Annotated in this window: 25 protein-coding genes and 1 other RNA gene; 9 read left to right on the top strand and 17 right to left on the bottom strand. The window is 31.2% G+C overall.

Annotated elements, in window-relative coordinates; all coding sequences use genetic code 11:
* Positions 1 to 28 precede the first annotated feature (28 nt).
* From DFQ07_RS01215 to DFQ07_RS01200, 4 genes are read right to left on the bottom strand one after another with little or no spacing between them, the layout of a single operon-like run.
* The gene (locus tag DFQ07_RS01215; RefSeq protein WP_133534465.1) at positions 29 to 1,000 is read right to left on the bottom strand and encodes a sterol desaturase family protein; all 972 of its coding nucleotides are present in this window, start codon (positions 998 to 1,000) and stop codon (positions 29 to 31) included.
* 56 nt (positions 1,001 to 1,056) lie between these two features.
* Positions 1,057 to 1,695 carry an alpha/beta hydrolase gene (locus DFQ07_RS01210; RefSeq protein ID WP_133534464.1) on the bottom strand — a complete coding sequence of 213 codons (639 nt, stop codon included), beginning with the start codon at positions 1,693 to 1,695 and terminating at the stop codon, positions 1,057 to 1,059.
* Between the two features lie 4 nt (positions 1,696 to 1,699).
* Positions 1,700 to 2,959 carry a dihydroorotase gene (locus DFQ07_RS01205; RefSeq protein ID WP_133534463.1) on the bottom strand — a complete coding sequence of 420 codons (1,260 nt, stop codon included), beginning with the start codon at positions 2,957 to 2,959 and terminating at the stop codon, positions 1,700 to 1,702.
* Positions 2,956 to 4,884: a BatA domain-containing protein gene (locus DFQ07_RS01200; RefSeq protein WP_133534462.1), complete on the bottom strand. Its 1,929-nt coding sequence runs from the start codon at positions 4,882 to 4,884 to the stop codon at positions 2,956 to 2,958. Before DFQ07_RS01200 ends, DFQ07_RS01205 begins: the two co-directional genes overlap by 4 nt.
* 121 nt (positions 4,885 to 5,005) lie before the next feature.
* On the opposite strand from DFQ07_RS01200, the gene DFQ07_RS01195 reads away from it, so the two are divergent.
* From DFQ07_RS01195 to rlmF, 3 genes are read left to right on the top strand one after another with little or no spacing between them, the layout of a single operon-like run.
* Positions 5,006 to 5,671 (top strand): methyltransferase domain-containing protein, encoded by a 666-nt coding sequence (locus DFQ07_RS01195; RefSeq protein WP_133534461.1) that lies wholly within the window; start codon positions 5,006 to 5,008, stop codon positions 5,669 to 5,671.
* Positions 5,671 to 7,260 carry a bacillithiol biosynthesis cysteine-adding enzyme BshC gene (gene bshC / locus DFQ07_RS01190; RefSeq protein ID WP_133534460.1) on the top strand — a complete coding sequence of 530 codons (1,590 nt, stop codon included), beginning with the start codon at positions 5,671 to 5,673 and terminating at the stop codon, positions 7,258 to 7,260. Before DFQ07_RS01195 ends, bshC begins: the two co-directional genes overlap by 1 nt.
* Positions 7,260 to 8,114: a 23S rRNA (adenine(1618)-N(6))-methyltransferase RlmF gene (gene rlmF / locus DFQ07_RS01185; RefSeq protein WP_133534459.1), complete on the top strand. Its 855-nt coding sequence runs from the start codon at positions 7,260 to 7,262 to the stop codon at positions 8,112 to 8,114. The genes bshC and rlmF overlap by 1 nt, the downstream gene beginning before the upstream one ends.
* A gap of 167 nt (positions 8,115 to 8,281) precedes the next feature.
* Here rlmF and DFQ07_RS01180 read toward each other — a convergent pair whose 3' ends face one another.
* From DFQ07_RS01180 to DFQ07_RS01170, 3 genes are all read right to left on the bottom strand, one after another.
* Positions 8,282 to 8,665, bottom strand: a complete 384-nt coding sequence (locus DFQ07_RS01180) for a DUF3108 domain-containing protein (protein WP_449649460.1) — start codon at positions 8,663 to 8,665, stop codon at positions 8,282 to 8,284.
* 39 nt (positions 8,666 to 8,704) lie between these two features.
* Positions 8,705 to 8,962 carry a hypothetical protein gene (locus tag DFQ07_RS01175; RefSeq protein ID WP_133534457.1) on the bottom strand — a complete coding sequence of 86 codons (258 nt, stop codon included), beginning with the start codon at positions 8,960 to 8,962 and terminating at the stop codon, positions 8,705 to 8,707.
* Between the two features lie 139 nt (positions 8,963 to 9,101).
* The gene (locus tag DFQ07_RS01170) at positions 9,102 to 10,799 is read right to left on the bottom strand and encodes a M23 family metallopeptidase (protein ID WP_208107659.1); all 1,698 of its coding nucleotides are present in this window, start codon (positions 10,797 to 10,799) and stop codon (positions 9,102 to 9,104) included.
* A gap of 150 nt (positions 10,800 to 10,949) precedes the next feature.
* Here DFQ07_RS01170 and DFQ07_RS01165 point away from each other — a divergent pair, with 150 nt between their 5' ends.
* The 4 genes from DFQ07_RS01165 to rny all read left to right on the top strand — a co-directional run bounded on the left by DFQ07_RS01165 (position 10,950) and on the right by rny (position 13,323).
* Entirely contained in the window at positions 10,950 to 11,240 is a 291-nt protein-coding gene (locus DFQ07_RS01165) for a hypothetical protein (RefSeq protein WP_133534456.1), read from the top strand.
* 13 nt (positions 11,241 to 11,253) lie between these two features.
* The gene (locus DFQ07_RS01160; RefSeq protein ID WP_133534455.1) at positions 11,254 to 11,541 is read left to right on the top strand and encodes a cell division protein ZapA; all 288 of its coding nucleotides are present in this window, start codon (positions 11,254 to 11,256) and stop codon (positions 11,539 to 11,541) included.
* 59 nt (positions 11,542 to 11,600) lie between these two features.
* Positions 11,601 to 11,708: non-coding RNA, 6S RNA (gene ssrS, locus DFQ07_RS01155), on the top strand.
* Between the two features lie 49 nt (positions 11,709 to 11,757).
* Positions 11,758 to 13,323, top strand: coding sequence for a ribonuclease Y (gene rny, locus DFQ07_RS01150; RefSeq protein WP_133534454.1), 1,566 nt, complete (start codon positions 11,758 to 11,760; stop codon positions 13,321 to 13,323).
* A 64-nt stretch (positions 13,324 to 13,387) separates the two neighbouring features.
* Here the strand turns inward: rny and DFQ07_RS01145 are convergent, their stop codons facing one another.
* Entirely contained in the window at positions 13,388 to 14,110 is a 723-nt protein-coding gene (locus tag DFQ07_RS01145) for a hypothetical protein (protein WP_133534453.1), read from the bottom strand.
* Between the two features lie 237 nt (positions 14,111 to 14,347).
* On the opposite strand from DFQ07_RS01145, the gene DFQ07_RS01140 reads away from it, so the two are divergent.
* On the top strand, positions 14,348 to 14,842 hold the full coding sequence (locus tag DFQ07_RS01140; RefSeq protein ID WP_133534452.1) for a DinB family protein: 495 nt from the start codon (positions 14,348 to 14,350) through the stop codon (positions 14,840 to 14,842).
* Positions 14,843 to 14,903: 61 nt separating this feature from the next.
* On the opposite strand, the gene DFQ07_RS01135 is transcribed toward DFQ07_RS01140, so the two are convergent.
* From DFQ07_RS01135 to DFQ07_RS01100, 8 genes are all read right to left on the bottom strand, one after another.
* Positions 14,904 to 15,965, bottom strand: a complete 1,062-nt coding sequence (locus DFQ07_RS01135; RefSeq protein WP_133534451.1) for an ATP-grasp domain-containing protein — start codon at positions 15,963 to 15,965, stop codon at positions 14,904 to 14,906.
* Positions 15,966 to 15,967: 2 nt separating this feature from the next.
* The gene (locus DFQ07_RS01130; RefSeq protein ID WP_133534450.1) at positions 15,968 to 16,207 is read right to left on the bottom strand and encodes a DUF6095 family protein; all 240 of its coding nucleotides are present in this window, start codon (positions 16,205 to 16,207) and stop codon (positions 15,968 to 15,970) included.
* Positions 16,200 to 17,015, bottom strand: a complete 816-nt coding sequence (murQ, locus tag DFQ07_RS01125) for an N-acetylmuramic acid 6-phosphate etherase (RefSeq protein WP_133534449.1) — start codon at positions 17,013 to 17,015, stop codon at positions 16,200 to 16,202. The genes DFQ07_RS01130 and murQ overlap by 8 nt, the downstream gene beginning before the upstream one ends.
* Before the next feature lie 206 nt (positions 17,016 to 17,221).
* Positions 17,222 to 19,447 carry an NADP-dependent isocitrate dehydrogenase gene (locus tag DFQ07_RS01120; RefSeq protein WP_133534448.1) on the bottom strand — a complete coding sequence of 742 codons (2,226 nt, stop codon included), beginning with the start codon at positions 19,445 to 19,447 and terminating at the stop codon, positions 17,222 to 17,224.
* A 719-nt stretch (positions 19,448 to 20,166) separates the two neighbouring features.
* Entirely contained in the window at positions 20,167 to 20,514 is a 348-nt protein-coding gene (rplS, locus tag DFQ07_RS01115) for a 50S ribosomal protein L19 (RefSeq protein WP_133534447.1), read from the bottom strand.
* Between the two features lie 123 nt (positions 20,515 to 20,637).
* The gene (gene trmD, locus DFQ07_RS01110; RefSeq protein ID WP_133534446.1) at positions 20,638 to 21,312 is read right to left on the bottom strand and encodes a tRNA (guanosine(37)-N1)-methyltransferase TrmD; all 675 of its coding nucleotides are present in this window, start codon (positions 21,310 to 21,312) and stop codon (positions 20,638 to 20,640) included.
* Positions 21,313 to 21,335: 23 nt separating this feature from the next.
* Positions 21,336 to 22,781 carry an energy transducer TonB gene (locus DFQ07_RS01105; RefSeq protein ID WP_133534445.1) on the bottom strand — a complete coding sequence of 482 codons (1,446 nt, stop codon included), beginning with the start codon at positions 22,779 to 22,781 and terminating at the stop codon, positions 21,336 to 21,338.
* A gap of 149 nt (positions 22,782 to 22,930) precedes the next feature.
* The gene (locus DFQ07_RS01100; RefSeq protein ID WP_133534444.1) at positions 22,931 to 23,794 is read right to left on the bottom strand and encodes an RluA family pseudouridine synthase; all 864 of its coding nucleotides are present in this window, start codon (positions 23,792 to 23,794) and stop codon (positions 22,931 to 22,933) included.
* Between the two features lie 245 nt (positions 23,795 to 24,039).
* Here DFQ07_RS01100 and DFQ07_RS01095 point away from each other — a divergent pair, with 245 nt between their 5' ends.
* Positions 24,040 to 24,876, top strand: coding sequence for a hypothetical protein (locus tag DFQ07_RS01095; protein WP_133534443.1), 837 nt, complete (start codon positions 24,040 to 24,042; stop codon positions 24,874 to 24,876).
* Positions 24,877 to 24,884: 8 nt separating this feature from the next.
* On the opposite strand, the gene ggt is transcribed toward DFQ07_RS01095, so the two are convergent.
* Complete coding sequence (gene ggt, locus DFQ07_RS01090) at positions 24,885 to 26,567, bottom strand: gamma-glutamyltransferase (RefSeq protein ID WP_133534442.1); 1,683 nt, start codon at positions 26,565 to 26,567, stop codon at positions 24,885 to 24,887.

Raw genomic sequence — 26,567 nt, 5'->3', positions numbered from 1 at the left:
ATAGTTTATAAAAGAAAAAGTCGAGTTTTTACTCGACTTTTATTTCTTGCACCCTTAATTCTTTTGGTAAAATTTCTAACTCTTCTTTTGATTCACTTTTTAGTTCCTCTTGTAATTCTTTACTGGTTTTTGTACTTCCATCATGGCTCCAACCTGGAGGCATAAAAACATACTTAAGACGAGTACCTAAAGGAAGACTTTTCTTTCGTTGAAAAAAATCTTTAAAAATTTCTTTCCATTCATGAAAAATAACATTGATAGGGCCTTTATTTTCAAGAGGTTTTGTTAAACCGTATTTTAGTTTTTCATACTCAACTTCATCTTCTTCTGCTTGAAAAGTACCAAAAATACGATCCCAAATAATCAATACCATCCCCATATTTTTGTCTAAATACTTTGTGTTTGAAGCATGATGTACTCTATGGTGAGAAGGAGTGACGAAAAAATACCCCCACCATCCTAACTTACTTTTAATAAAGTTTGTGTGGCACAGTGTTCCGTAGTTCTGGTTCATTGCATACGCAAACATAATATGTAAAGGCATTACTCCTAAAAAGGCTAACGGCAAAAAGAACATATAACGGAATAGTGGTTGTAATACAGGTGAACGAAAACCTGTTGAAATGTTATAATATTCAGAGTTATGGTGGGTTACGTGTACAGCCCAAAAAAAGCGTGAATGGTGATCTACATAATGATGTATATAATACAAGAAATCTTGTCCAATAAAAGCTAACAACCAGTATACCCAAGACATGTTGCCTTCCCAATCAATAATTCGATATTGATAGCAAAAACCCATAATTGCAAACGAAGTCACCTTCATTAAAAGGTCTAAACCAAAGTTAAGAAGGGCAAAATAAACATTTGTTGAAGTGTCTTTAAAATCGTAGTTTTTTGCTTTAGCGCGGTAGCTAAAGAACATCTCTAATAAAATTACTGAAATGAAAAAAGGTGCACTCCAGTAGTATAATACATCCTGGTTGAAGATATTGTTCATGCTATTTTTTTTAGATAGCAAAAATATTTAATTTCCTTCAAATAGAATTGTTAAAACTACAATCTTTCTACAATCCAATTTTTAAAACTGTAAAAATTCTGTGGTGCTACTCCGTGTCCTACCGGGTATTCAGAGTATTCATTTTTTAAATTGAAATTTTCTAATAACACTGGAGCTTTACGGGCCCATTCAATAGGTAGAACTTGGTCAACTATTCCATGAGAAATATAAAAATCAGTAGCAATTGAATTATTTATTTCTGAAGGTAATAATTTCTCATTAATATATCCACTCAAGGCTACTACATGTTGTACCTTATTTGGGAACTTAAAACTTAAAGCATAGCTTAAAATAGCTCCTTGGCTAAACCCTAATAAAAATGTTTTATCAGGATTGGTGTTGTATTTTGTTTTGATTTCATCTATAAATGTAGCTATTTGATCTACCGATGTACTAGCTTGAGCTAAATCAGAAAACTTTCCATTAACATCATCAAAATTAATAGCGTACCACGCATAACCGCCATATCCCATATCGTATGGAGCTCTGGCGCTAACAATTAACAAGTCATCAGGTAATTCTTCTGCAAATGAAAATAAATCTTGTTCATTGCTACCATACCCGTGTAATAAAATAAGTAATGGAGGATTTGTTATAGAACTTTTAGGTTCTCTTACAAGATACTGTAAACTCATTCTGTTAAGAATTTAAAACTAATTGATTGTTATTGAAGACTCCGTACACCTTTCCTTGAAGCTTTTTATCTAAAAAGACGCTATTTTTTGAGGTAGAAATAATATTTTCTTCAGAAAAAGTATAATCTCCTTCTGGATTAAAGATAGATAAAGAAGCTTTTTCGTTTTCTTTAATGGTAATCTTATCAAGTCCGAAACGTTCTCTCGGATTATTAGATAAGCATTTAATCATTGTTTCTAAGTCTAACAAAGTATTTAAAGCACCAAAGGCACTTTCTAAACCTATTGTTCCGTCTTTTGCGGTAGAAAACTCTACTTTTTTATGTTCTACATCAATTGGACTATGATCAGATGTAATGATATCAATCGTACCATCTTGTATTCCTTTTAACAAGGCATTTCTATCTTCTTCAGTACGTAAAGGTGGTGTTACCTTTTTATTAGCATCAAATCCGTGTAATTCATCATCGGTTAAAAATAAATGATGTACAGCGACGCTACAGGTAACATTTAATCCTTTTTTCTTTGCTTCTTTAATCAATTGAACTGACTTTGCAGTAGAAATAGTAGGAATGTGTAATTTACCTCCTGTATATCCTAATAAAAATAAATCGCGAGAAATTTGAATTTCCTCTGCTAAAGCAGGGATTCCTTTTAATCCTAAAAGCGTGCTATTTTTTCCTTCGTTCGCAACACCTTCTCCAGCAATAGAGTTATTTTTAGGGAAACTTAAAACAAGGCCATCAAAATTTTGAGCATATAGTAAAGCAATCTTTAATAAATTATCATTACTTACCGGTTTATTGTAGTCACCAAAAGCAATGGCACCCGATTGTTGCATGTCATACATCTCAGACATTTCAATTCCTTTACTTCGTTGTGTTAAGGCTCCGATAGGGTGTATATTTGTTGCTGATCCGTTTACCTTATTAATTAAGAACTCAACGGCAGACTTGTTGTCAACAATAGGACTAGTGTTTGGGTTAATAGCTACATCGGTAAAACCACTTTTTGCAGCTACTTGTATACCATGTCGTAAAGTTTCACGCTCTTCGTACCCAGGTTCACCAAAAGAAACACTTGTGTCAAACCACCCTGTAGAAACATGTAGGTTATCAAGTTCAACAACTTGGTATCCGTCTTTTTTAGGAATATTGGTATCTATTTTGGTAATAATACCATCATTAATTAAAATATCTTTAGTTTGTTTGTGGTAAGGACTAAAAGCATCTATAATTATTGCCGATTTTAGCAGCGTTGTCATGGTTTAAAGAATTTTAAAATCAAAATTTCTATGAGCAAAGATACGATAGCTAAGGTCAAAAACCATTTCCAAAGCCATTGAATTTTGTTTTTACTATTAATATTTTCTAAAGTATTTTTTACTGAAGTAGAAGTTTTAACATTATCAATATCTGAAAAATCTAAAAAATTTAAAGAGCTTTCACTCTTTGCATAGTTGAAAGCACAATTTTTTAGTATGTTTTTTTTCTGTTGTATTTTATAGAAACCTGCTTTTAAAGGCTGTTCTTTAGTGGTAATACGTACTTTATTTTGAAAGGTTTGTTGTAGAGGAATAAATGAACTATTTGTAGAGGTAATAGTTAAAATTTCGTCTTTAGCTAAGTGCTGATCAACATCAATCGTGTTTTGTTTGTCGATGGTGTAATACAATTCAGAAAGTTGTAAGCTATGTTTTCCCATATTATAAAAAACAGGAACAATTAAGGGAGAATGGGTAAAATTACTATTTTCTTTTTGAAGTGGAGCCGCAACCCAATAGAGTGAAGCTTTGGGTAAGTTTATTTGTTTAATAAAACCTTGTTTGTTTTCAAAAGAAATAAGGTTAGAAGCATTTTGAAACGCTGAGTTGAATGAAGTCTTTACAAAAGGATATTGGAAGTTACGTACCCTTTTTTCAAAAACATTTTTTAAAAGCGGATGATTATAATTAATATCCGTGATTTTTAAGCTATCATTTTTTTGAGAAAGTAACCTGCCTGCATTTAACTTACTAAACAAGTTGTTATATGAAGAAATAGTTGAGTTTTGATTTGGAATAACAGCAATATTTCCTCCATTTTTAACAAAAGATTCTAAACTATTAATTAAGGTTTTAGGAATATTTTCTAGCTCATTTAAAATTACTAAATGTTGTTTTGGAATGAGGTTGTAATTTACATTTTGTATAGAAGAAGTAGAAAAGTTAAATTCCTCTTTAGTGTAAATTCTACTTAAAAAATTGGCAGGTTCACCTATGCTTAACACGTTAATTTTCTCGTTGGAGTTTAACGTAAAGTAAAATGAATTATCAAATCCGTAGGTGTCTTTAAAATTGATGTCAATTTTACCCAAGAAAACTGGAGTTTTTACGATAGAAAAGGTTACCTGTGTAGCGTTGTTTTCTTTAATAGAAAAAGTTTGCTTATTAATTAATTTTTCTGCGTTATAAATAGCAATAGGGAGCTCTTTTTTAGCTTCTCCTTGATTTTTAATAAGTATATGAATATTAAAATTAGAAGAACCGTTATCACTTACAAAAACACTATCAATAGATACATTACTCTTTTGTTCAGGAGTTACTTTAACTAAAGTTGTGTTTGAAGGAATATTATTGATGTCTTCTTTTTTAATATTTTGAAAATCAGAAATGAGTATGTTTTTTGTAGAGTTATTATTTCCTTCGTTAGAAGCTTTTAATAACAGATCTCTCAAACTCGTTTTTTTAGCGGTATTGGTAATTTTTAATAGAATGTCTTTAAGTTCAGAAGCAGTCTTGTTTTTGTGAAAATTATCTTGAGTAGCTAAAGAATAATTAGCTTTATTTGATAAGTTTTCAATAATTTCTTGTGATGCCACCTGCAGTAAATTTCCTTTTTCACCGTTGGCATTTGTGCTTAAAGAATTATCTAGAAAAATAAAGAAATGTTGTTTTTCATCTACCTTTTGGTTACTAAAATAGGGTTGAGCAAACGCAAAAATTAAAGTAGTAAGCAGTATTAGACGGGTAGCTAAAATCAGCCATTTTTTTATGCGCGAACTTTTACGAGTTTGCAACACTAACTTTTGTAAAAAAGCTACATTGGTAAATGGAACTTTTACAAATCGCTGCAATTGGAACAAATGAACCAAAATAGGGATGAGCAAAAAAGCTAAGAAATATAAAACTTCTGGGTGTTTAAACTGCATAATAGTGTTTTACCAAATGTAAAAATAGCCAAATTGGTGATTTAAAAAAGAATGTAGTTAAAAATCTGTTAGAAGTTGGTTTCCTTTTCGACAAAGGATTAAAATTTCCTATTTTTGAACTATGACTACAAAAGAGAGTGAATGTACAATTCCAGATGTAAATTTGTTGAAAAAACACTGGGACACTGCGTATAAAAATAATCCGACTGAAAAGTTGGGATGGTTTGAAGAAAGTTCGAAAGAAACCATTGAATTACTAGAAAAATCTAAAGTTGCTAAAGATGCCAAAATTTTAAACGTTGGTGTTGGATCTTCTATGCTGATAGATGAATTAGTTGGTAAAGGTTACACGCAATTAATAGCTAATGATTTGTCAGATAAAGCATTAGATGATTTGAAAGCTAGGCTTGGAGAAGATGCGTCAGAAGTTACTTTTATTACTGATGACTTAATTAATCCTGTACAGCTTCAAGAATTACAAAATATAGATGTTTGGAATGACAGGGCTGTACTGCATTTCTTTTTAAGAGAAGAAGAACAAACTGCTTATTTCAATTTACTTAAACAATTAGTTACGGTTGACGGATTTGTAATTATTGCTGTATTTGCTTTAGATGGAGCTGAAAAATGTTGCGGATTGCCATTACAACGATATAATACTGAAATGTTACAAAAAAAATTAGGTGATGATTTTGTATTAGTTGAAGCATTTAATCACACATTCATAAATCCGTATGGAAACGAACGCCCATATATTTATACATTGTTTCAAAGAAAAAATAAATAATGAAGGTAACCAATATTTCTTTTAAAAATACGGGGTTTTTCTCTAAAGCAATGATTGATTATTTAGAGCAATCTCCAAAATTACAACCATTTTATGGTAATTTTCCCAATATTGAAGGTTTTAAAAATCAATTAGAGCAAAAACGTAATTTTTCGAATTCACATAGAAAAACCTTAGTAAGTGTTTTAAAAAATCAATATAAGAATAGTAAGACTTCAGAAGCTACCCAGCAAAATATAGAAATATTAGCATCAGAAAATACATTTACAGTAACTACTGGTCATCAATTAAATTTGTTTACAGGACCGTTGTATTTTTTATACAAAATAGTATCAACTATCAATTTGTGTGAAGAGTTACAAACACAGTTTCCAAAAGAGAATTTTGTACCTGTGTATTGGATGGCGACAGAAGATCATGATTTTGAAGAAATCAATTTCTTTAATTTTGACGGAAAAAAAGTGCAATGGAACTCACATCAAACAGGAGGAGTAGGACGTTTTTCTACAGAAGGTTTAGATCATGTATTAGAAGTGTTCTCAGAGCATTTAGGAACGTCGAAAAATGCGGAATATTTAACACAGCTTTTCAGAGAAGCTTATATTGAACATAATAATTTAGCAGAAGCAACTAGATATATTGCTAATGAGTTATTTGGATCGTATGGTTTGGTGATTGTTGATGGAGATGATAGCGAGTTAAAAAGAGAGTTTATTCCTTATGTAACCAAAGAACTAACAGAGCAGTTTTCGTTTAAAAACACTTCTAAAACGATTAAAAGTTTAGAAGAAGATTATAAAATACAAGTAAACCCGAGAGAGATTAACTTGTTTTATTTAACAGATATACTTCGCGAACGAATTGTTTTAGAAAATGGTTTTTACAAAGTAAATGATACAGAAATTTCTTGGAGCCTAGAAGAACTGAAAAAAGAAATTAACGATTTTCCTGAGCGATTTTCACCCAATGTAATTTTACGTCCCTTATATCAAGAGGTGATTTTACCAAACCTATGTTATATAGGTGGAGGGGGAGAGTTAGCCTATTGGTTGGAATTGAAAAGTGTATTTGAAGAGGCTGGAATTCCGTTTCCTATTTTATTACTTCGTAACTCGGTACAAGTAGTATCTGAAAAGCAAGCAAAGAAACTAAGGAGGCTAGAGTTGTCAATACAAGATATTTTTATCAAGCAAAACACCTTGATACAGCAAAAAGTATTGGATAATTCAGAAAACAAAGTTGATTTTACTCAACAAAAGCAGTTTTTAAAAGAGCAATTCGAAAAACTGAGTGTATTAGCTGAAAAAACAGATGTTTCGTTTATAGGAGCAGTAAAAGCACAAGAAAGAAAGCAACAAAAAGGGTTAGATAATTTAGAAAAACGTTGGCTGAGAGCAGAAAAACGTAGACAAAAAGATTTGGTAGATAGAATTACATTATTACAAAATGAAATTTTACCAAATCAAAGTTTAGAAGAGCGTCAACGAAATTTTTCAGAGTATTATTTAGAATACGGAGTAGATTTTATCAAGGTTTTAAAAGAGAACTTACATCCGTTGCAATTAAAATTTACCATACTAGAATTGTAATGGAGAAAAAAAAAGGATTACATCCAAAGAACATACATAACCAAGGGTATGATTTTAAGTTATTAACTGAGAAGTACCCAAAACTTTCTGAATTTATTATTGAAAAATTTGAGAAAGAGACCATTGATTTTTCTGACCCAATAGCAGTAAAAGAGTTTAATAAAGCATTATTAGCAGCTCATTATAATATTAAACACTGGAATTTTTCTGATGAGAATTTATGTCCACCAATACCAGGAAGAGTAGACTATATTCACCATTTAGCCGATTTGGTTGCAGGTGAGGAAAACGTAACGGTGTTGGATATTGGTACAGGGGCAAGTTGTATTTATCCATTGTTGGGAATTGCAGTATACGATTGGAATTTTGTAGCAACCGACATTGATTTAGATTCGTTAGATTATGCTCAAGATATTATAGATGATAATGGTTTTACCGATAAGGTTGAATTAAGACAACAGTTTAAAGAAGAACATGTCTTAGAAGGAATTATAGAAGAGGAAGATGCATTTACGGTAACGATGTGTAACCCTCCATTTTACAAGTCGGCAGAAGAGGCGAGAGGAGCCAACCGAAGAAAATCTAGAAACCTAGGAAACAACGCTGTACGAAATTTTGCAGGAAACTCGAATGAGCTTTGGTATATAGGAGGAGAAAAAGCGTTTTTACATACTTATTTATATGAGAGTTCAAAGTTTCCAAAAGCAAGCAAATGGTTTACGAGTTTAGTGTCTAAAAAAGAAAATGTAGAAAGCTTACAAAGTTCAGGTAAAAAATTAGGCATAAAAGAGTTTAAAGTTATCCCGATGAATCAGGGAAATAAAGTAACTCGCATTGTATGTTGGAGGTTTTAGCTGTTAATTTATAGCTTGTTGTACAGTGTTTTTCTTAGTCATTTAAAAATTAAGTTGAAACACTTTAGTTTAAGAACTTAAGCACAACAAGCTATAAAATAAAAGAGTATACTATTCAGTCAACTCCATAACCATTTTTCTACCACCTAAATCAACTTCTTGTTTAATTATTTTCTTGTAGTAGTGTCTATGTAATAAGTGCTTAAAGCAGAATTGTTTGATATATCATCAGTAGCTTCAACTTTCCAAACTTGTTTTTTTGTGCCATTAAAATCAATCGTAGCTGCTTCTGTGTTTTTAATTGTTGCTGTGATTACTCCAGTTTTAGCTGTAGGGTTATAGTCAAATATTGAAATAGTTTTAGAATAACCACTTTCTAAAGGAAGTAACCGTATCAATTGAGGGTAAAAATTGCTGTCAAAATAAGAACCGTCAGTATTTTCCGAAATTTGTGTTTTAACACCTGTCTTTTTATTTAAATAAAATCCAGTAACCTTTTTTTCAAATTTTAAAACCATGTCTCTTTGATGGTTAAAAGATGAATGATATATAGGTTTAAAATTTTTTGATTCAACAACAGTACTATCTACTCATTTTACAGGTGATTGCTTCATGTTTATTGTAGTAATAATGGTTGTTTTTTCATCATCTTTCTGAATTTGAGTTTGAATATTCCCTATTTCCATTTTATTAGAACCATTAAGCATAGACCAAGTCATGTTAGAGGTCTCTGATTTGATAAAACTTTTATCAGCTGAATTGTTTAACGGGGTTAAAGAAGTTTTTTGACTGAAAACATGTGAAGATACTCCTAAAGAGATTGCAAAAATAATTAGTGCTTTTTTCATTGGTTTATATTTTTTATACTTATTAGTAGAAAAAAACAACTATTGTTACATATTTATCAATATAGAATAGTACAGTAAGTAACAATTACTTAATTAGAAAAATTAAATAAAAGGGAGCAATAATAAAAAACATTTATAGCTAGTTCACTTTTTTGAAAAAGGTAGCAGAAAAAGTTTTAGTGTTACCCACATTATCTGAAACAACAAGTTTAAAAAGATGCTTGTTACCTACTAATTTTTTATCACTAAAATCGTAAGTAAGAATTCCTTTTTTATGGTTATACTCCATTAAAATCCACTCACCATCAATCGTAGCACGATAATTTTTTATGCCAGTCTTCGTATCTTTAATTTTAACTTTTAGGGTATTGTTTTTAGAAATCCATTGTTTGTCGTTAAAATTATACAATTGAATGGTTGGTTCTTCTGTGTCAAAACGCAAGGCATAACTTCCTAAAAGTTTGGTGGTAGTATATACTTTATCTATTTTCTTTTTTGTTGCCGTATATCTTGGGTATTTTGGATTGGTAACATTGGCAATATATACATGTTGCTTTTGATCTTCACTCAAAAATGAAGTTTCAAAGGTAAGAGTATAGCGTTTATCAAGAGGGATTGTTGGGTTATGAATTTTAGCAGTACCATTTTCAACAGAAAAATCAATAAAACAATCCTCATAAAAAGTATTTTTAGGAAATGCTACCGTAACATTTTTTTGATGAAATTTATTAAATTCTGCGGCAGTAATTTTATAGTTGGTAGTATCTTTTTGTTTAAATACTAAGTTACTTTCTGTACCTTGAATAGGTATTCTTAAATGAGAAGTATTGTTTTTAAAATCTTTGGCAATAATTTCAATATTGTAACTTGAGTTGTTTTCAATATGAATTTTACCATTGTTCACTAAATTTTCATACAAACTAAGTCTGTTAGCATCGGTTTTATAGGTTCTTTGAAGTTTACTTCGATATTTTTTATAGTGCTTATAATCAATTAATAAATTAATGTATTTACTTTCAGAAAAAGAAAATGTTTCAACATCGTGATAATAAACTCTTTTACCGTTTACTTTCATTTCTAAACTATAAATTCCATTTTTATTCAGGGCTCCATTAAGTCGATCAAAAACACAAATTCCAAAACCGATTGTGCCGCTAGCAGTAATTTTTTCAGCTATATAATTACCATTTTCATTCCTTTTAAATGGTATAACAGATTCTAAGAAAGAATTATTAACACGAGCATCGTCACTCAATGGGTATGCTATTAGCTTTTGAATAGTAGGTGCTTTATCATCTTCAACAGATAATCCAAAATGCATAGGATTGATGATGTGTTCTGTTTTTGTATCTCTAATTTCGTAATGTAAGTGAGGAGCTTGTGAGCTTCCTGTATCTCCTGAATAACCTATAAGTTGTCCTTTTTTTACAGGAAATTTGTCAGGCTTCGGGAAAAGATTACCGGTACTATAACTTTCTTTTTTGTACTGAATATTTTTTACGTATTGTTGAATACTTGGTTCAAATTTTTCAAGATGAGCATACACAGTAGTGTATCCGTTAGGATGCTTTATATATAACGCCTTTCCAAAACCATATTGTTGAACTTTAATACGAGAAACATATCCGTCGGCTGGTGCATAAATAGGAATTCCTTCCTTACCTTGGGTTTTAATATCTACACCAGAATGAAAGTGATTACTTCTTAACTCTCCAAAAGTACCAGCTAAAACAACAGGGATTTTCACAGGTGGTAAAAAGTAATTTTTTGGGTACTGGTTTTGTGCGTTTAAGGTATTAATTACTATGAATAGAATAAAGGGGGAAAAAAGTCTCAAAGTGAAATTGTTTTTCAAACAAAAGTAATAAAATTATACAAATACCTTAAGGGGTTAAAAATCAAAGAATTGGTAAAAAACACTAAAAGAGTTGCTAAATATAATCTATATTAATAACTTTGTGAATATAGTTTTATTCTCTAAAAATAAATGAGTAACCCTTTAGAAGCAATTCATTTACTGGAAGATAAGTTGAAAAACTTATTAACCAATTATGAATTTTTAAAAGAAGAAAATCGAGTTTTACTTCAAAATAACGCAGAGTTACAAGTTTTATTACAAAAAAAAGAGAGGCAATTAGAAGAAAAGCAAAAAGAATATAATTTGCTAAAGGTTGCTAAAACTATAGAAGGCAGTAACGAAAATACAAGAGAAACAAAACTCAAAATAAATGCTTTAGTTCGAGAGATTGACAAGTGTATATCTCTTTTGAACACATAAAAAGGTTCTTTGCATGACAAAAATAAAAGTTAATGTGGTAATCGCAGGAAGAACGTACCCGTTGAGTGTTAATGATACCAATGAAGAAGAAGGGATGCGTAAGGCAGCGAAAGACATTAATGAACTGATTGCTAAATTTGAACAAAATTATGCGGTAGCAGATAAGCAAGATGTTTTAGCAATGTGTGCATTACAGTTTGCTTCAAAAGCAGAAATAGTATCCTTAAAAAATACTAAAGAAAATACCGAAGTATTGCAAAAGATAAATGAATTGACTAACTTGCTAGAAAATCATTTATAATACGTTCTTTAAAATTAATATATTTAATATACTGCCTACATTAGTACATTGTTTGTTAAACTCAACGTTATTCAATTATAAAGGATGAGTCGTGGTTAGTAAAGCATGCCGATTTTACCTCGGATCCTTGATCAGCCAGTTAATCCTAAACTTGTTTTTTGGAGTTTATAAAAACCCTATTAATGTAGGCTTTTTTTATACAATCAAATCAAAATTATGGAAGGAATATTATTTCCTGTGTTGGCAGGAATTATAGGGGTTGCAATAGGTTTTTTTATTGCTAAAATGTTAGAGAAATCTAATGCAAATAAGTTAATACAAGAAACAAAAAAAGAGGCTAACAACATTATAAAAGAAGCGAAAGTTGAAGCCGAAGCAATAAAAAAAGATAAAATATTACAAGCCAAAGAAAAGTTTATAGAGCTAAAATCTGAACATGAAAAGGTAATTTTATCAAGAGAGAAAAAAGTTTCTGATGTTGAAAAGAGAATAAGAGACAAAGAAAGTCAAGTTTCATCTGAGTTAGATAAAACAAAAAAACTTAACAAGCAACTAGAGAAAAAAGAAGCTGATTTCGACTATAAGTTAGAGTTTTTAGATAAAAGAGAATCTGAAATAGATAAGATGCATAAGCGTCACGTAGATATGCTTGAACAAATTTCAGGATTATCTGCTGACGAAGCAAAAACAGAATTGGTAGCATCATTAAAAGATGAAGCCAAAGCTGATGCTATGTCTTTTATTCAAGATACTATTGAAGAGGCAAAAATGACAGCACAACAAGAGGCTCGTAAAGTAGTATTGAATACTATACAGCGTGTAGGAGTTGAGCAAGCTGTTGAAAACTGTGTGTCTGTATTTAACTTAGAGTCTGATGATGTTAAAGGTAGAATTATTGGGCGTGAAGGACGTAATATTCGTGCGTTAGAAGCTGCTACAGGTGTTGAAATTATTGTAGATGATACTCCTGAAGCAATTATTTTATCGTGTTTCGATCCTGTTCGAAGAGAGATAGCGCGTTTATCGATGCATAAATTAGTAACCGACGGAAGAATTCACCCAGCGAGAATTGAAGAGATTGTTAAGAAGACAGAAAAGCAAATTACTCAAGAGATTATTGAAGTAGGTAAGCGTACTGTAATTGATTTAGGAATTCATGGTTTACATCCTGAGTTAATCAAAACAGTGGGACGTATGAAATATCGTTCTTCTTATGGTCAAAACTTATTACAACACTCACGCGAGGTAGCTAACTTATGTGGAATTATGGCTGCAGAAATGGGCTTAAATGCTAAAGTAGCTAAACGTGCTGGATTATTACATGATATAGGTAAAGTGCCAGAGATGGAAAGTGAATTACCACACGCATTATTAGGAATGCAATGGGCTGAAAAATATGGAGAAAAGCCTGATGTATGTAATGCTATTGGAGCTCACCACGACGAAATTGAAATGAAGACTTTAATAGCGCCGATAGTACAGGTTTGTGACGCTATTTCAGGAGCAAGACCAGGAGCACGCCGTCAAGTATTAGACTCATACATTCAACGTTTAAAAGATTTAGAAGATATTGCTTTTGGATTTAATGGAGTACAAAAAGCATATGCTATTCAAGCGGGACGTGAGTTAAGAGTGATGGTGGAAAGTGCAAAGGTAAACGATACTAAAGCAGCGGAATTATCATTTAATATTTCACAGAAAATTCAGAATGATATGACATATCCGGGGCAGGTAAAAGTTACTGTAATTCGTGAAACAAGAGCAGTAAATGTAGCGAAATAATTAATTTAGATTTATATAACAGAAAAAAACCTCATCAATTTTGATGAGGTTTTTTTTGTTTTATTTATGAATTTCTTCTTGATTTTCCTGCATGTTCAGGCTTACCTTTTTTGTAATATTTGTTTTTGTGATGTTTGTTCTTACGTCTTTTTATAACCTTACTCTTTTTACCAATTCTAGCGTTAGGTAAAGCTCTGTAATAATAGAAGTCGTTATCTTCTCTAAATTGACGATAGTTTCTTGTAAAATCTTTTCTATAAAAATAAACATCATTGTAATCAAAAATAGCTCCTATGTTAATGTCTATATTTACATCAACTCCATCATCATAGTAATCACCATCATAGTAGTAATGATCATCATCGTGGTGATGGTGATGTCCAGGTTTTACAAAACCTCTATATCTTGGATTACCCCATCTATCGTAGCTAATATGTAAGTTGCCTACTTTAAATAATTGACCGAATTTGTACTTCATGAATACACTACCAATTCGTTTTACGTTACCTCTTGAGTCGTAGTTTATGTATACACTTCCTACTCTTCTAATACGTCCTCTTCTGTCTCTATCAATACGTACTCCATAATCTGAGTATCTATCATAATGAGTATTGAAATCGAAGTCACCATTTAGAAATACATGAAATTGAATACCTCTTTCAACAAAGGTAACAGCGTCGTTATAACGGTTTGTAACCCCAATTTTGCTAGTTGATTTTTCAATGTTGCTTGCGTTTATTGTAGTTAACGACATCATTGCTAATAATAATAGTATCCCTGTTCTCATAATTGCTAATTTTAGGGTTATGCTTACTCTATATGCTTTTCGGCTTCCGCATTTGTTGTTTAATTTTCAAAGAACGTGCCAAAAAATAATTAATTGTTTGAATAAGAATTTTTATCTAAACCAATTTGAATTATGTATTTGATATTTAATGTGTTAAAATTGTTTGAAAAAATAATTTACTTCTACTCGTAAAAAGTTCTATATTTATACGACATACTTGAAAACACATAAAAAAGAATGATAGAAGCTATTGAGAAGAACTTACAACGCGGAGTAAAATTATTAAAAGCTATTAGTGATGAACAATATAGTGATACATCAATTCCACCATATTATTCAAGTATAGGGGCTAATATGAGACACATATTAGATGTTTTTACATGTGTTTTTAATGGTATTAACAAAAAATGTATTGATTTTTCAGATAGAGAGCGTAATAAATTAGTGGAGGAAAAAACAGAATTTGGAATAGCATATTTTGATAAAGTAATCTCTCAACTGCATTGTTTAAAAACTGAAGATTTTGATACAATTATTTCTGTTACTGATGATTTAGGTACGGGAAAAGTAACTGCAAATTATACCCTAGGAAGTGCATTAATACAGGCACATAGTCATGCAATACATCATTTTGCTAGTATCGGTTTTATTATAAATCAACTAGGAGTAGAGTTGCCAGATGCAGATTTTGGGTATAACCCTACAACGCCTAAGAAAGAATTAATAGAATAATATACCAATTAATTAATATCCTTTTTTTAATATTGTTATGATTTATTGATTTTAAGTAGATCTATGGAGTTTCTCTAGAAAAGCGCTTTATCTTTTTCGTATACTGTTTTAAGGCTATTATTTCATTGAGAAAGCTAATAGGGCTTTTATATGGCATGTTAAATGTAGTGTGATTTGTAGTAGCAATGTTAAAAAGAGATTTCCAATGGGCTCTAATGGCTTTTAAAGCTTTTAAATAGGTGTAGTTTTCAGCGTCATAAATATGAGTTGGTTCTGCTATAATACCATTAATTTCCAGTATTTTAAAATCTGTTCCGTTTTCAAGTTCTTCAAAAGTATTATATTTTAAATCTACTCTTCCGTAGTACCAACCAGGTATCGATTTACTTACTTTATCAAATGTATCAGTTAGCTTTTTACTGATTAAATGGTTTCCGTTAATAAACTGTGTTCCTTTAGAGTGATTTCCTATAGCAGTGAGTTTTACAACTTCGTTTTTATTAGGAATTGATGCTAATTTTTCTTGATGAATTTCAGCAAATAAATTGATATACAATTTGGCTCTATCATCAGCTAAAATAAGCTCTTTTAACGTAGATTTTCCATCGCCTGTAACCGATAAAAAGCGTTTTAGAGTTAATGAGGTAATATGACCAGTATTCTTTTTTGGATTTCTGTGATAAAATACACCGCATTCGTTTTCATAGTCCAGAAATTCTTGAATAATGATGTCGATAGGGTATTTATCGAGATAGTTCTTTAATTCAATTTCAGAAGCTATTTTTTTGACTAAAAGTCCTCTAAATCCAACATCTGGTTTCGCTATTAGTGGGAAGTTTATTTGTTGTTTTTGGAGGTTTTTGAGTACACCATCAAAACTAGTGTTTGGTTGTATTAGAACCGATTTTGGTCTGTGTTTTTCAGGGACTAATAAAATAGTTTCGTATTTACTTTCTGTACCATTTCCTGAACTTTTTATACAAGGATTTGTAACACTAAAAAAAGCAAAATGTTTTGCTTTAAGAGCTAAATAAAAGGCGTAGGGTAAATTAGGAACATAGAACATAGCAGAAGGCCAATGCTCCCAATTGGTTAACTTTTCTATGGAGTTACTTTTTTTCAAAGTTATTGGTTAAAAAGGGAATCCAGTATCGTTTTAAAGGTTTTGAATCCGTAATATACTGCAAATACTAGTAAAAAACCACCAACTACCAATAAACCGTAAGCAATGAATATTTTAGGAGCTTCTTTAAAAACACGTAGCGCTTTAAATCCTAAGCTTAAAACAATAGGAGAAACTATAAGTAACCCAAGAAAGACTAATAATTTCTTTATTCCAGATTCAAAAGTAACAGGTTTATTCATTTGTATAGTTTTTGATAGCCTCTCGTACACTTCCGTACTTTTTTAATAATTCAGTTGCTGTTTTTTGGTCGATGTTTAATTCAGTAACTAACATTTTTTCACCTCTATCTACCAGTTTATTGTTAGATAGCTGCATGTCTACCATTTTATTTCCTTTAACTTTTCCTAATTGAATCATACTTGCTGTGGATAGCATGTTTAAGACTAATTTTTGAGCGGTACCAGCTTTCATACGAGAGCTACCCGTTACAAACTCAGGACCAACAATTACTTCAATAGGAAATTGAGCAGTTAACGCTAAGGGACTCCCTTGATTACAGGTTATGCAGCCAGTAATAATGCTGTTTTTGTTGCATTTTTCTAAAGCAGAAATAACATATGGGGTTGTTCCTGAAGCAGCGATACCTACGACAACGTCTTTTGAAGATATTTTATGTTCTTGCAAGTCATTCCAGCCTTGTGTTGTAGAATCTTCAGCAAACTCCACAGCTTTTCTTATAGCAGAATCTCCGCCAGCAATGAGTCCAATAACCAATTCATGAGGTACTCCAAAGGTAGGAGGGCACTCACTAGCATCTACAATTCCTAATCGACCACTAGTTCCTGCTCCTATGTAAAATAATCGTCCACCTTCTTTTAGTTTTAACACAATTTGTTGTGTAAGTTTTTCAATTTGAGGTAATGATTTTTCAACAGCTAAAGGAACTGTTTTATCTTCTTTATTAATGTTTGATAATAGTTCAGAAATACTCATTTTTTCCAAATTATTATACTTAGAATCTTGTTCGGTTGTTTTGGTAAACTTCATGTTTCAAATTTACTAATTATAAATTTTAAGAAACTGAAATGTGACGATTATAATTTTTATGTGTCTTATTTATAACTGAACAATGTTAACGGGGGTTATGCAATATATTAGGGGTATTATTGCAGTAATAATTTGTTTGGTTTATTTTAAACGAAAAAGCAGGTGAGATTTCTCACCTGCTTTTTATTTTATAAAGTTTATTTTGATTAAATGCTTTGTAAAATCTCGTTAAGAGTTTTACTTGGGCGCATTACATCATTTGCTAAAGTATCATTAGGCTCATAATATCCACCAATGTTTACCGCTTTTCCTTGAACTGAGTTTAACTCATCTACAATAGCAGCTTCATTAGCCGCTAATTTTTCAGCAATTGGAGCAAACTGAGCTTTTAATTCAGCATCTTTATCTTGTGTAGCTAGTGATTGAGCCCAATACATTGCTAAATAAAAATGTGAACCTCTGTTATCTAATTCTCCAGTTTTTCTAGAAGGACCTTTTTTGTTTTCTAATAAAGTATCAGTAGCATCATCTAAAGTTTCAGCTAATATTTTTGCTTTATTATTGTTATTGGTATCACCTAGGTGTTCTAATGAGACTGCTAATGCTAAAAACTCTCCTAAAGAATCCCATCGTAAGTGGTTTTCTTCAACTAATTGTTCAACGTGTTTAGGAGCAGATCCACCAGCACCAGTTTCAAATAACCCACCACCATTCATTAATGGAACGATAGATAACATTTTAGCAGAAGTACCTAATTCTAAAATAGGAAATAAGTCTGTTAAATAGTCACGTAAAACGTTTCCTGTAACAGAAATAGTATCTTTTCCTTCTTTAACTCTTTCTAATGTATATTTAGTAGCTTCTACTTGAGATAAGATTTTAATTTCTAATCCTGTAGTATCGTGGTCTTGTAGGTATTTTTCTACTTTTTTTATGATTTCAGCATCATGAGCTCTTTCTTTTCCTAACCAGAAAACAGCAGGAGTTCCAGTAGCTCTAGCACGTGTAACAGCTAGCTTAACCCAATCTTGAATTGGAGCATCTTTTGTTTGACACATTCTCCAAATATCGCCTTCTTCAACTGTATGTTCTAATAAAACAGTTCCGTTGGCATCAATTACTTGAACTTTACCATCAGAAGCAATTTCAAATGTCTTATCGTGAGAACCGTATTCTTCAGCTTTTTGAGCCATTAAACCTACGTTAGGAACGGTTCCCATAGTGGTAGGGTCAAAAGCTCCATTTTTGATACAAAAATCGATAGTCTCTTGATATAATCCAGCATATGAACTGTCAGGAATTACAGCTTTGGTATCTTGTTGTTTACCTTCTTTATTCCACATTTGCCCTGAAGTACGAATCATTGCTGGCATAGAAGCGTCAATAATTACATCAGAAGGAACATGTAGGTTGGTAATTCCTTTATCAGAATTTACCATTGCTAAATCAGGATTATTGGCATAAATAGTTTCGATATCAGCTAAGATTTCCGCTTTTTTATCAGCAGATAATTCTTCAAGATTGCTTACTAAGTTACCAAATCCGTTATTTACATCTATACCAATTTCTTTGAAAGTTTCACTGTGTTTAGCAAATAAATCTTTAAAGAAAACACGAACAGCATGTCCAAAAATGATAGGATCTGAAACCTTCATCATGGTAGCTTTCATATGTAAAGAAAATAAGACTCCTTTATCTTTAGCATCTTTAATTTGCTCTTCTAAAAAAGCTAATAATGCTTTTTTACTCATAACAGAAGCGTCAATTACTTCTTTAGCTAATAAAGATGTTTTTTCTTTTAAAACAGTTTTGTTTCCGTTAGCATCTGTATGTACAATTTGTACATCAGTTGCATTAGGCACAGTAACTGACTTTTCACTGTGTGCAAAATCTCCTTCAGTCATCGTTGAAACGTGAGTTTTAGAGTCTGAACTCCAAGCTCCCATTGAGTGAGGGTTCTTTTTTGCGTAGTTTTTTACAGCTTTTGGAGCTCTACGATCAGAGTTACCTTCACGTAACACAGGGTTTACTGCAGAACCTTTTATTTTGTTATAACGCGCTAAAATAGCTTTTTCTTCATCTGTAGTAGCTTCTTCTGGATAATCAGGTAATGCGTACCCTAAAGCTTGTAATTCTTTAACAGCAGCTTTTAATTGAGGTACTGAAGCAGAAATATTTGGAAGTTTTATGATATTAGCTTCTGGTTTTGTAGCTAAATCACCTAAAAAAGCTAAAGCATCTTCAACTTGTTGGTCTTTAGTTAAAAAATCAGAAAAATTAGCAAGAATACGACCAGCAAGAGAAATATCTTTGGTTTCTATTTCTATGTTTGATGATTTTGTAAATGCTTTTACGATAGGTAAAAACGAACGTGTAGCCAATGCTGGAGCTTCATCCGTTTTTGTGTACATAATTTTTGCAGTCTTATTCATATTTTAAGTAAAAAATTAAATTATATTTTGAAGTGACGCAAATTTAAGAATTACGAATGAGTTTTTTGATAGTAAATTATTATTAATTAGGGTGTTTTATTGTGAAAATGATAATAAAAACAACGGAAATGAAGATTTTGTTATTAAAAACAAAAGCCATATCAAACAAATTCTTGTAATTGACATGGCTTTCTTGAAAATAGTAATAGCACTGACCTGTATTGCTACATCATCAAATAAAACAGTGTTTATGTTTTTTCCTTAGAAAAAAACTACATTACTATCTCAAAAGAAACATTATTTTATACACATTTTATCTATAAAATAAATGTTCCGTGCTTTTAAACAGGTTAGTTTAAGTTAAACCAAAACCAAATAATACTTACAAACTTATAACTAAAAAATTATAAATTATTAATAACTTACAATTAATCAAAAATTACGATGATTGAGTTTAACTTTAAATGTTTAAAAGCAAAAAATATATAAAGAACGTTACTTTAAATGGTTTACTTTGAGTGATTAATATAGTTCAACTATTTTCTGACGTCACTTATGTGTAAACTCTTCCCCAAAGATAAGAAATCATTTTTGCTTTTTCTTGATTTTTAACATGTTAGTTATCAACTATGTTTATGTAGGGTTTATTAACAAATGTGAATAAAAAAAGCATCATGTAAACATGATGCCTTTTTGATTTTTTTGTAAAAAAGAAGTGTTTAGTTTCTTTTTTCTTTAATTCTTGCTTTCTTACCAGTAAGACCTCTAAAGTAAAAAATACGAGCTCTACGTACTTTACCTCTTTTGTTGATCTCAATCTTTTGGATTGAAGGTAAGTTGATAGGGAAGATACGCTCTACACCTACAGTACCAGACATTTTTCTGATAGTAAATGTTTCAGAAGCTCCACTACCTCTTTTTTGGATAACAACTCCTCTAAAGAACTGAGTACGAACTTTGTCTCCTTCTCTAATTTCGTAGTACACAGTAATAGTGTCTCCAGCTGCGAATTCTGGTAATTCGTTTTTTGTTACAAATTCGTCTTGAACAAATTTTACTAAATCCATTTCTATAATTATTTATGGTTGTATAAAAGCAACATGCACGATTTTCGTCAGAGGTTGATTTTGTGGCTGCAAATTTAAAACTTTTCTTTTGATAAAAAAAATAAATAACACGCTGACTGTTAGTTATTCTAATAAATCAGGGCGTATTTCTTTGGTACGTTTATAGGCTTGTTCTGAACGCCACTCTTCAATTTTAGGGAAATTTCCAGATAGTAATACATCTGGTACTTTCATTCCCTCATATTCTGAAGGTCTTGTATATACTGGTGGTGATAATAAATTATCTTGAAAACTATCGGTTAAAGCTGATGTTTCATCTCCCAAAACCCCAGGAATTAATCGTATTACAGCATCGCATAAAACTGCTGCCGCTAATTCTCCTCCTGTTAGTACATAATCGCCAATAGAAATTTCTTTGGTAATATATTTATCACGAACACGTTGGTCAACACCTTTATAATGACCTGTTAGAATAATGATGTTTTCTTTCAGCGATAACATATTAGCTGTAGCCTGATTCAAGGTTTTAGCATCAGGAGTCATATAAATGATTTCATCATAGGCTCTTTCAGATTGTAATTTGTCAATGCATTTAGCAATGGGTTCAATCATCAATACCATACCAGCACCACCTCCAAATTGATAATCATCTACTTGACGATAATTTCCAAATCCGTATTCACGTAAATTGTGTAAGTGTACTTCAGCTAAATTCTTTTCAATAGCCCTTTTCATCATTGAGTTTTCAAAAGGACTTCGTAATAAATCAGGTTCAACAGTAATAATGTCTATTCGCATGGGGCAAAGATATAGTATTATACTTATTCAACATTAAAAGTTATAGGTAAAGTAAAACCTACTTTTGATGGCTTGTCACCAAACATTGCAGGAGTAGCTTTTGTTAGTTTTTTTATAACTCTTATAGACTCTTCTTTTAGTTTTGGATGTGGAGCTCTACAACTTACATCAGTAACTTTCCCATCTTTATCAATTTTAAACTTAACAAACATTCTTTTTCTTCCTGGTGAAAGTCCTAGCCTGCCTGCTAAATTGCTATTAAAATGTTTAGCAAAGAATTTTGTGATAGTTCTGTTATAACAATTTTTTCCCATAGTAGCATTTAAGGAGTTCTTGCAGTTAGGAAAAACAGGAATTCTACTATATCCCATTATACTATTAGTAACTATTTTATTAACACCATTTTCATATTTTATTATAGGTGTAAAGTATCTGTTTATAGGGTGTATATTTTTAAAAGTAGATTTAGAAAGATCATATTTGTTGAATATATTAATAATCTTTCTTTCTAATAGATCAGATCTAGAATTGGTTGAAATGTTAAAAGGTTTACCTGTAACGTCTAATTCGAAATAAAGTTTTAGTCTGTCATTTACCCTATTTAGGTTCGCCTTTTTTATATCTTCTGGCGATAGATTTTCTTTGAAATAGTTTGCTAATTCATTTGTTGAATTCGGTTTGAATATACTATCAAAATTATAATCTAATTCTAAGTTAGATATTGGTTTTTTCCCTTTTTCAAATACTTGTTTTATATGGTAGTAGTAATTAGTAGGTTTATTATTTATCATTTTTGGTAGAAAAACAGTATCATATTTTTCGGTAATTTTAATAATGTTTTTTTTGAAAATTTCAGGTGCTTTTAATTCAGTAACCTTTAGTTTACCGTTTTTATCAATTAATACTTTAAAATCTAAAGTAACTCTTGCCTCTTTGGTAAGTATGCTATCAGCTAAATTATAATTGATTGAATTATAAAAATGATTTCTGATATTTTTATTTACACAATAATTAGTATCACTGTAAAAATCTAAATCTTCACAAGATTTATAGTTTGGAGAAGAAATTTCTAATGGAATTGTACTACAATTTATAATGTTACTTATTCCATTGTTCGTGATAATTTGAAGGGAATATTTTTTTCTTGTATCAAACTTTGTTGTAAAATGATTAAGATTGTATTCTTTGAAAAGTTTTTTTAATGATTTTCTTAATTCTTCATTACGAAAAGAATTAATGTCAATTCGATAAGGAATATTCTCTTTATTAATCTGAAAAGACAAAATAATCTTTTTACTTTTTTCTGGATAAGTAATGTCTTTTAATAAATCTTGATGAAGGTTTTCTTTTAGATAATTTGAAAGTTTATTGTTGAGGTTAGGGTTTGTAAACTCATCATAAAATTGATCTTTAGCAGTTTGAGAAAAGCAGAAAGATGATAAAAATAATAGTAAAAATAATTTTTTCATTGCAATAAATATAATTTGGGCAAATGTATAAAAAACATCTAATTTACTTTAGAATAAAATTAAAACAGAGGCAGTTTTATTGACGACATATGGGTATGTATAATCTAATTAGTCGTTTTGTATTAATATTTACACAAGCATTGGTTTAATTAAAATTCTGGGAATATTTTCTTGAATTTCTTCGGAAGCTCTTTTGTGAAGTTTAAGTTTTCTTGAGTAAATGGATGTATAAAGGATAGGGTAGATGCGTGTAAAAACAATCCTTTTCCGTTTAAAATAAGTCCCTCTAAAAAATACTCTTTGTCGCCTAAAATAGGATTGCCTATAGCTAAAAGATGTTTGCGTAATTGATGCTTTCTGCCTGTTTTTGGATTCAACTTGACTAGGTTTAAAAAATCAAAGCGAGGAGAGGTTGAAGTTTGTAAAACCTCAAATGAAGTAGAAGCATTTTTATCATCAATAGGAATGTCAATTTCTCCACTTCGTTCCATTTTACCAATACAAATTGCGTGATAGGTTTTTTGAATCTCTTTTTGTTCAAACATTCTATTTAGCGCAATAATACTTGTTGTAGTTTTTCCAATGAGCAAGAGTCCGCTTGTAGGATAATCTAATCGGTGTACAGGGCGTGGACAAGTAGTGGTTGATAAAATGCTTTTTTGTAAGTTTAGAGAGAGTGCATTATCAATAGTAGCGAATGAATTTCCGCTTACTAAAACCCCAGCAGGCTTGTAAATAATCGCTAAATAATCATCTTCAAAAAGAATTTCTAACGGAAAATCAAAATGTTTCTTTTGTATACTTTCTTCCGCTCGAAGTAGCTCAATCGTTTCACCTCCTTTAATATACAAAGCAGTTGAAGCTATTTTACCATCAACTAAGATAAGCTCTTTTTTAATAGCTTTTTTTATGGCAGATCTTGTTTGAACAGTTTTAAAAATCCCAACAGCATACTCTTGTAATCTAATAGGGGTTTCAATAATTTTTACGATGTGAGTTTCTAGGACTTTCAAAAAGGAGTGATTGTTTTTTCAAAGCTAAGCAAATAATTTTTGTTATCAATTAAGGTACGTTCGTACCTTCTTTTTTAACATTAGTAGAAAAGAATAAAATATAAGAAAAAGAATAAACTAATTTTAAGTCATACTAAAAAAAATAAGATGGGGTGAAAGATATAACTAGTTTATATTTAGTTGTTTGACGGTAAATAAAAAGGAGGTGAATACTCCTTCTAATATAATTGTAAAATAAATAAGTTATGTATAAATCAGATAATTGTATATTAAGAAATCCAATGCCTAGTGGTGCTATCGAACCTAATCCAAAATCTATAAATGGTATGTTGGAGTTTGATGGATATTATTGGTGGACGAACTATCCATTCGGAATTTCAAATTCTGGCTATTGGTTTAATAACCAACAATGGGATCCACGTTGTGCAAGTGTAGATAGCGAAGGGTTACATTTAAAAATGAAAGAAACACAACTGCCTAATGGTCCTAAACAATGGTCTTCAGTGGAGTTAGTGTTGTGGGGAAAGGTAGCTAATAATCCTAACAGAGCAGGAAACCCACCGCAACGTATGTATCCTGGTTATGGAAAATATTTAGTGGCAGCAGAAACGCCAGTAGGTAATTTTAATGATATAGCTAATAATTGTTGTTTTGGAGTGTTTACATATCAATTTGAAAAAGACTCATCAATAACTAATAGTCATAGAGAATTGGATATGTTGGAATGTAGTAGATGGAATAATCTAAGTGATCCAACAAATGCACAGTTTACATTACAGCCTTGGGAGCCTTCTGGTAATGTACATAGAATTACATTGAAGGATAAAGGGAAAATAACGATTGTAATGGATTGGAAAGACGAAAATACACCAGTAGTTTATTCGATTTATTACGGTATATACGATTTAAATAGCTTACCTGCTACGCCACCTGATATAACATGGACAACAGCAGCGAGTCAAAATCAATATATCCCAAATGAAGGATGTCAAACTGTACATTTAAATTTATGGAGAGAACCACAAAGCTACACACCTTCTAAACCTCAAGAAGTCGTGATTAAAAAGTTTCAATATCAATAAAATTATTGTTAAAATCCTACTGCGGTGTCGTCTCCTCTAGGATCGGCACCGCCTTCTAGTTTTCCATTAGGAAGCACTAAAATAGCATCTACCTTACCAATAATAGGTGAATTGGTTTGGTCTAATTCATATCCGAGTTGTCGTAGTTTATTTTTTACTTTTTTGTCAAAACCTGTGGGTTCAATTTTAATCACGTCAGGTAACCATTGGTGATGAAAGCGTGGTTGATTTACCGCTTCTTGCATTCCCATATCAAATTCGTGTACGTTTAAAATAGTTTGCAAAACTGAAGTGATAATAGTTGAGCCTCCTGGGGTCCCCACAACCATATATAGTTGACCGTTTTTCTCTACAATAGTAGGAGTCATAGAGCTTAACATGCGTTTTTCAGGTTCAATTTTATTTGCTTCTGCTCCTATTAAACCGAACATGTTAGGTGTACCAGGCTTGCTTGAAAAGTCATCCATCTCGTTGTTTAAGAAGAAACCTAATTCAGAACAATATAATTTAGAACCATAGGCTCCATTAATAGTTGTGGTAACAGAAACTGCATTTCCGAATTGATCAATAATTGAGTAATGAGTTGTTTCGTCACTTTCTGTCATTGTAATGTTTCCGTGAGAAACATCTTTGGAAGAAGTCGATTTTTCAAATAAAAAATCGTTCATGCGGTTTTTTGTGTATTCTTTACTAATGAGAGTTTCAATAGGGATTTCTACAAAATCAGGATCTCCTAAATAAAAACTTCTATCTGCATAAGCCCTACGTTCAGCTTCTGTAATTACCTGTATAGCTTTGGTAGAATTATGTCCGTATTTATCTAAATCGAAAGGTTCAATTCCATTCATAATTTGTGCTAAACAGATACCTCCACTAGCAGGTGGAGACATAGAAATGATTCGTAAATCGTCATAGGTAAAAGTGATCGGGGTTCTCCATTTAGCTTCGTATTTTGCTAAATCTTCTTCTGTTATAATACCACCATTGTCTTGTATAAAAGCAACTAAGCGTTTTGCGGTTTCACCTTTATAAAATTCATCACGACGATTTTGTGAAATACGTTCTAAAGTTGTGGCTAAATCAGGGTATTTAATAGTGTCGCCCTTTTTCCAGTTTTTATCAAAAAGAATGGAGTCTTTATTCGCTTTTAAAAAGTAAGGTTGGTACTTTTTTATACGAGCTTCCTGTTTTGAGGTAACGATAACTCCTCTTTTGGCTAATGCTATTACAGGGGCTAAAATTTCTTGAATAGGTAATGAACCAAATTTTTTATGTGCAGCAAAAACACCTGCTACAGTACCGGGAATTCCAACAGCCATAGCGCCCAATGTACTTTTGTTTTCAATTACATTTCCTAAGCTATCTAAGTACATGTCTTTATGAGCGGCAAGAGGCGCTTTCTCGCGATAATCTAACGCGCCAATTTCTCCTGTGTTTTTTCGATAAACCATAAATCCACCACCACCAAGATTACCAGCATATGGATACGCTACTGCGAGTGCTAGTTCGGTAGCGACCATTGCGTCAAACGCATTTCCGCCTTTTTGTAATATATCAGCTCCTATTTTTGAAGCTTCTTCTCTAGCGGACACTACCATTGCCTTATCAGTGATTAAACCTATAGTTTTTTCTTTTTTACAATTGAAAAATAAAATAGAAAGTGTTAAAAGTAATAGTAGTCTTTTTTTCAT

The sequence above is a fragment of the Tenacibaculum caenipelagi genome (genome assembly GCF_004363005.1).
In the GTDB taxonomy this organism is placed as follows: Bacteria; Bacteroidota; Bacteroidia; order Flavobacteriales; family Flavobacteriaceae; genus Polaribacter; species Polaribacter caenipelagi.
Note: the sequence above shows the minus strand (reverse complement) of the source record. Positions and strands in the feature narration are given on the sequence as shown.

Bases quoted from the DNA above. Each gene is read 5' to 3' on its own strand.
- DFQ07_RS01215 (WP_133534465.1), bottom strand. From the start codon at position 1,000: ATGAACAATATCTTCAACCAGGATGTATTATACTACTGGAGTGCACCT.
- DFQ07_RS01210 (WP_133534464.1), bottom strand. From the start codon at position 1,695: ATGAGTTTACAGTATCTTGTAAGAGAACCTAAAAGTTCTATAACAAAT.
- DFQ07_RS01205 (WP_133534463.1), bottom strand. From the start codon at position 2,959: ATGACAACGCTGCTAAAATCGGCAATAATTATAGATGCTTTTAGTCCT.
- DFQ07_RS01200 (WP_133534462.1), bottom strand. From the start codon at position 4,884: ATGCAGTTTAAACACCCAGAAGTTTTATATTTCTTAGCTTTTTTGCTC.
- DFQ07_RS01195 (WP_133534461.1), top strand. From the start codon at position 5,006: ATGACTACAAAAGAGAGTGAATGTACAATTCCAGATGTAAATTTGTTG.
- bshC (WP_133534460.1), top strand. From the start codon at position 5,671: ATGAAGGTAACCAATATTTCTTTTAAAAATACGGGGTTTTTCTCTAAA.
- rlmF (WP_133534459.1), top strand. From the start codon at position 7,260: ATGGAGAAAAAAAAAGGATTACATCCAAAGAACATACATAACCAAGGG.
- DFQ07_RS01175 (WP_133534457.1), bottom strand. From the start codon at position 8,962: ATGAAAAAAGCACTAATTATTTTTGCAATCTCTTTAGGAGTATCTTCA.
- DFQ07_RS01165 (WP_133534456.1), top strand. From the start codon at position 10,950: ATGAGTAACCCTTTAGAAGCAATTCATTTACTGGAAGATAAGTTGAAA.
- DFQ07_RS01160 (WP_133534455.1), top strand. From the start codon at position 11,254: ATGACAAAAATAAAAGTTAATGTGGTAATCGCAGGAAGAACGTACCCG.
- rny (WP_133534454.1), top strand. From the start codon at position 11,758: ATGGAAGGAATATTATTTCCTGTGTTGGCAGGAATTATAGGGGTTGCA.
- DFQ07_RS01145 (WP_133534453.1), bottom strand. From the start codon at position 14,110: ATGAGAACAGGGATACTATTATTATTAGCAATGATGTCGTTAACTACA.
- DFQ07_RS01140 (WP_133534452.1), top strand. From the start codon at position 14,348: ATGATAGAAGCTATTGAGAAGAACTTACAACGCGGAGTAAAATTATTA.
- DFQ07_RS01130 (WP_133534450.1), bottom strand. From the start codon at position 16,207: ATGAATAAACCTGTTACTTTTGAATCTGGAATAAAGAAATTATTAGTC.
- murQ (WP_133534449.1), bottom strand. From the start codon at position 17,015: ATGAAGTTTACCAAAACAACCGAACAAGATTCTAAGTATAATAATTTG.
- DFQ07_RS01120 (WP_133534448.1), bottom strand. From the start codon at position 19,447: ATGAATAAGACTGCAAAAATTATGTACACAAAAACGGATGAAGCTCCA.
- rplS (WP_133534447.1), bottom strand. From the start codon at position 20,514: ATGGATTTAGTAAAATTTGTTCAAGACGAATTTGTAACAAAAAACGAA.
- trmD (WP_133534446.1), bottom strand. From the start codon at position 21,312: ATGCGAATAGACATTATTACTGTTGAACCTGATTTATTACGAAGTCCT.
- DFQ07_RS01105 (WP_133534445.1), bottom strand. From the start codon at position 22,781: ATGAAAAAATTATTTTTACTATTATTTTTATCATCTTTCTGCTTTTCT.
- DFQ07_RS01095 (WP_133534443.1), top strand. From the start codon at position 24,040: ATGTATAAATCAGATAATTGTATATTAAGAAATCCAATGCCTAGTGGT.
- ggt (WP_133534442.1), bottom strand. From the start codon at position 26,567: ATGAAAAAAAGACTACTATTACTTTTAACACTTTCTATTTTATTTTTC.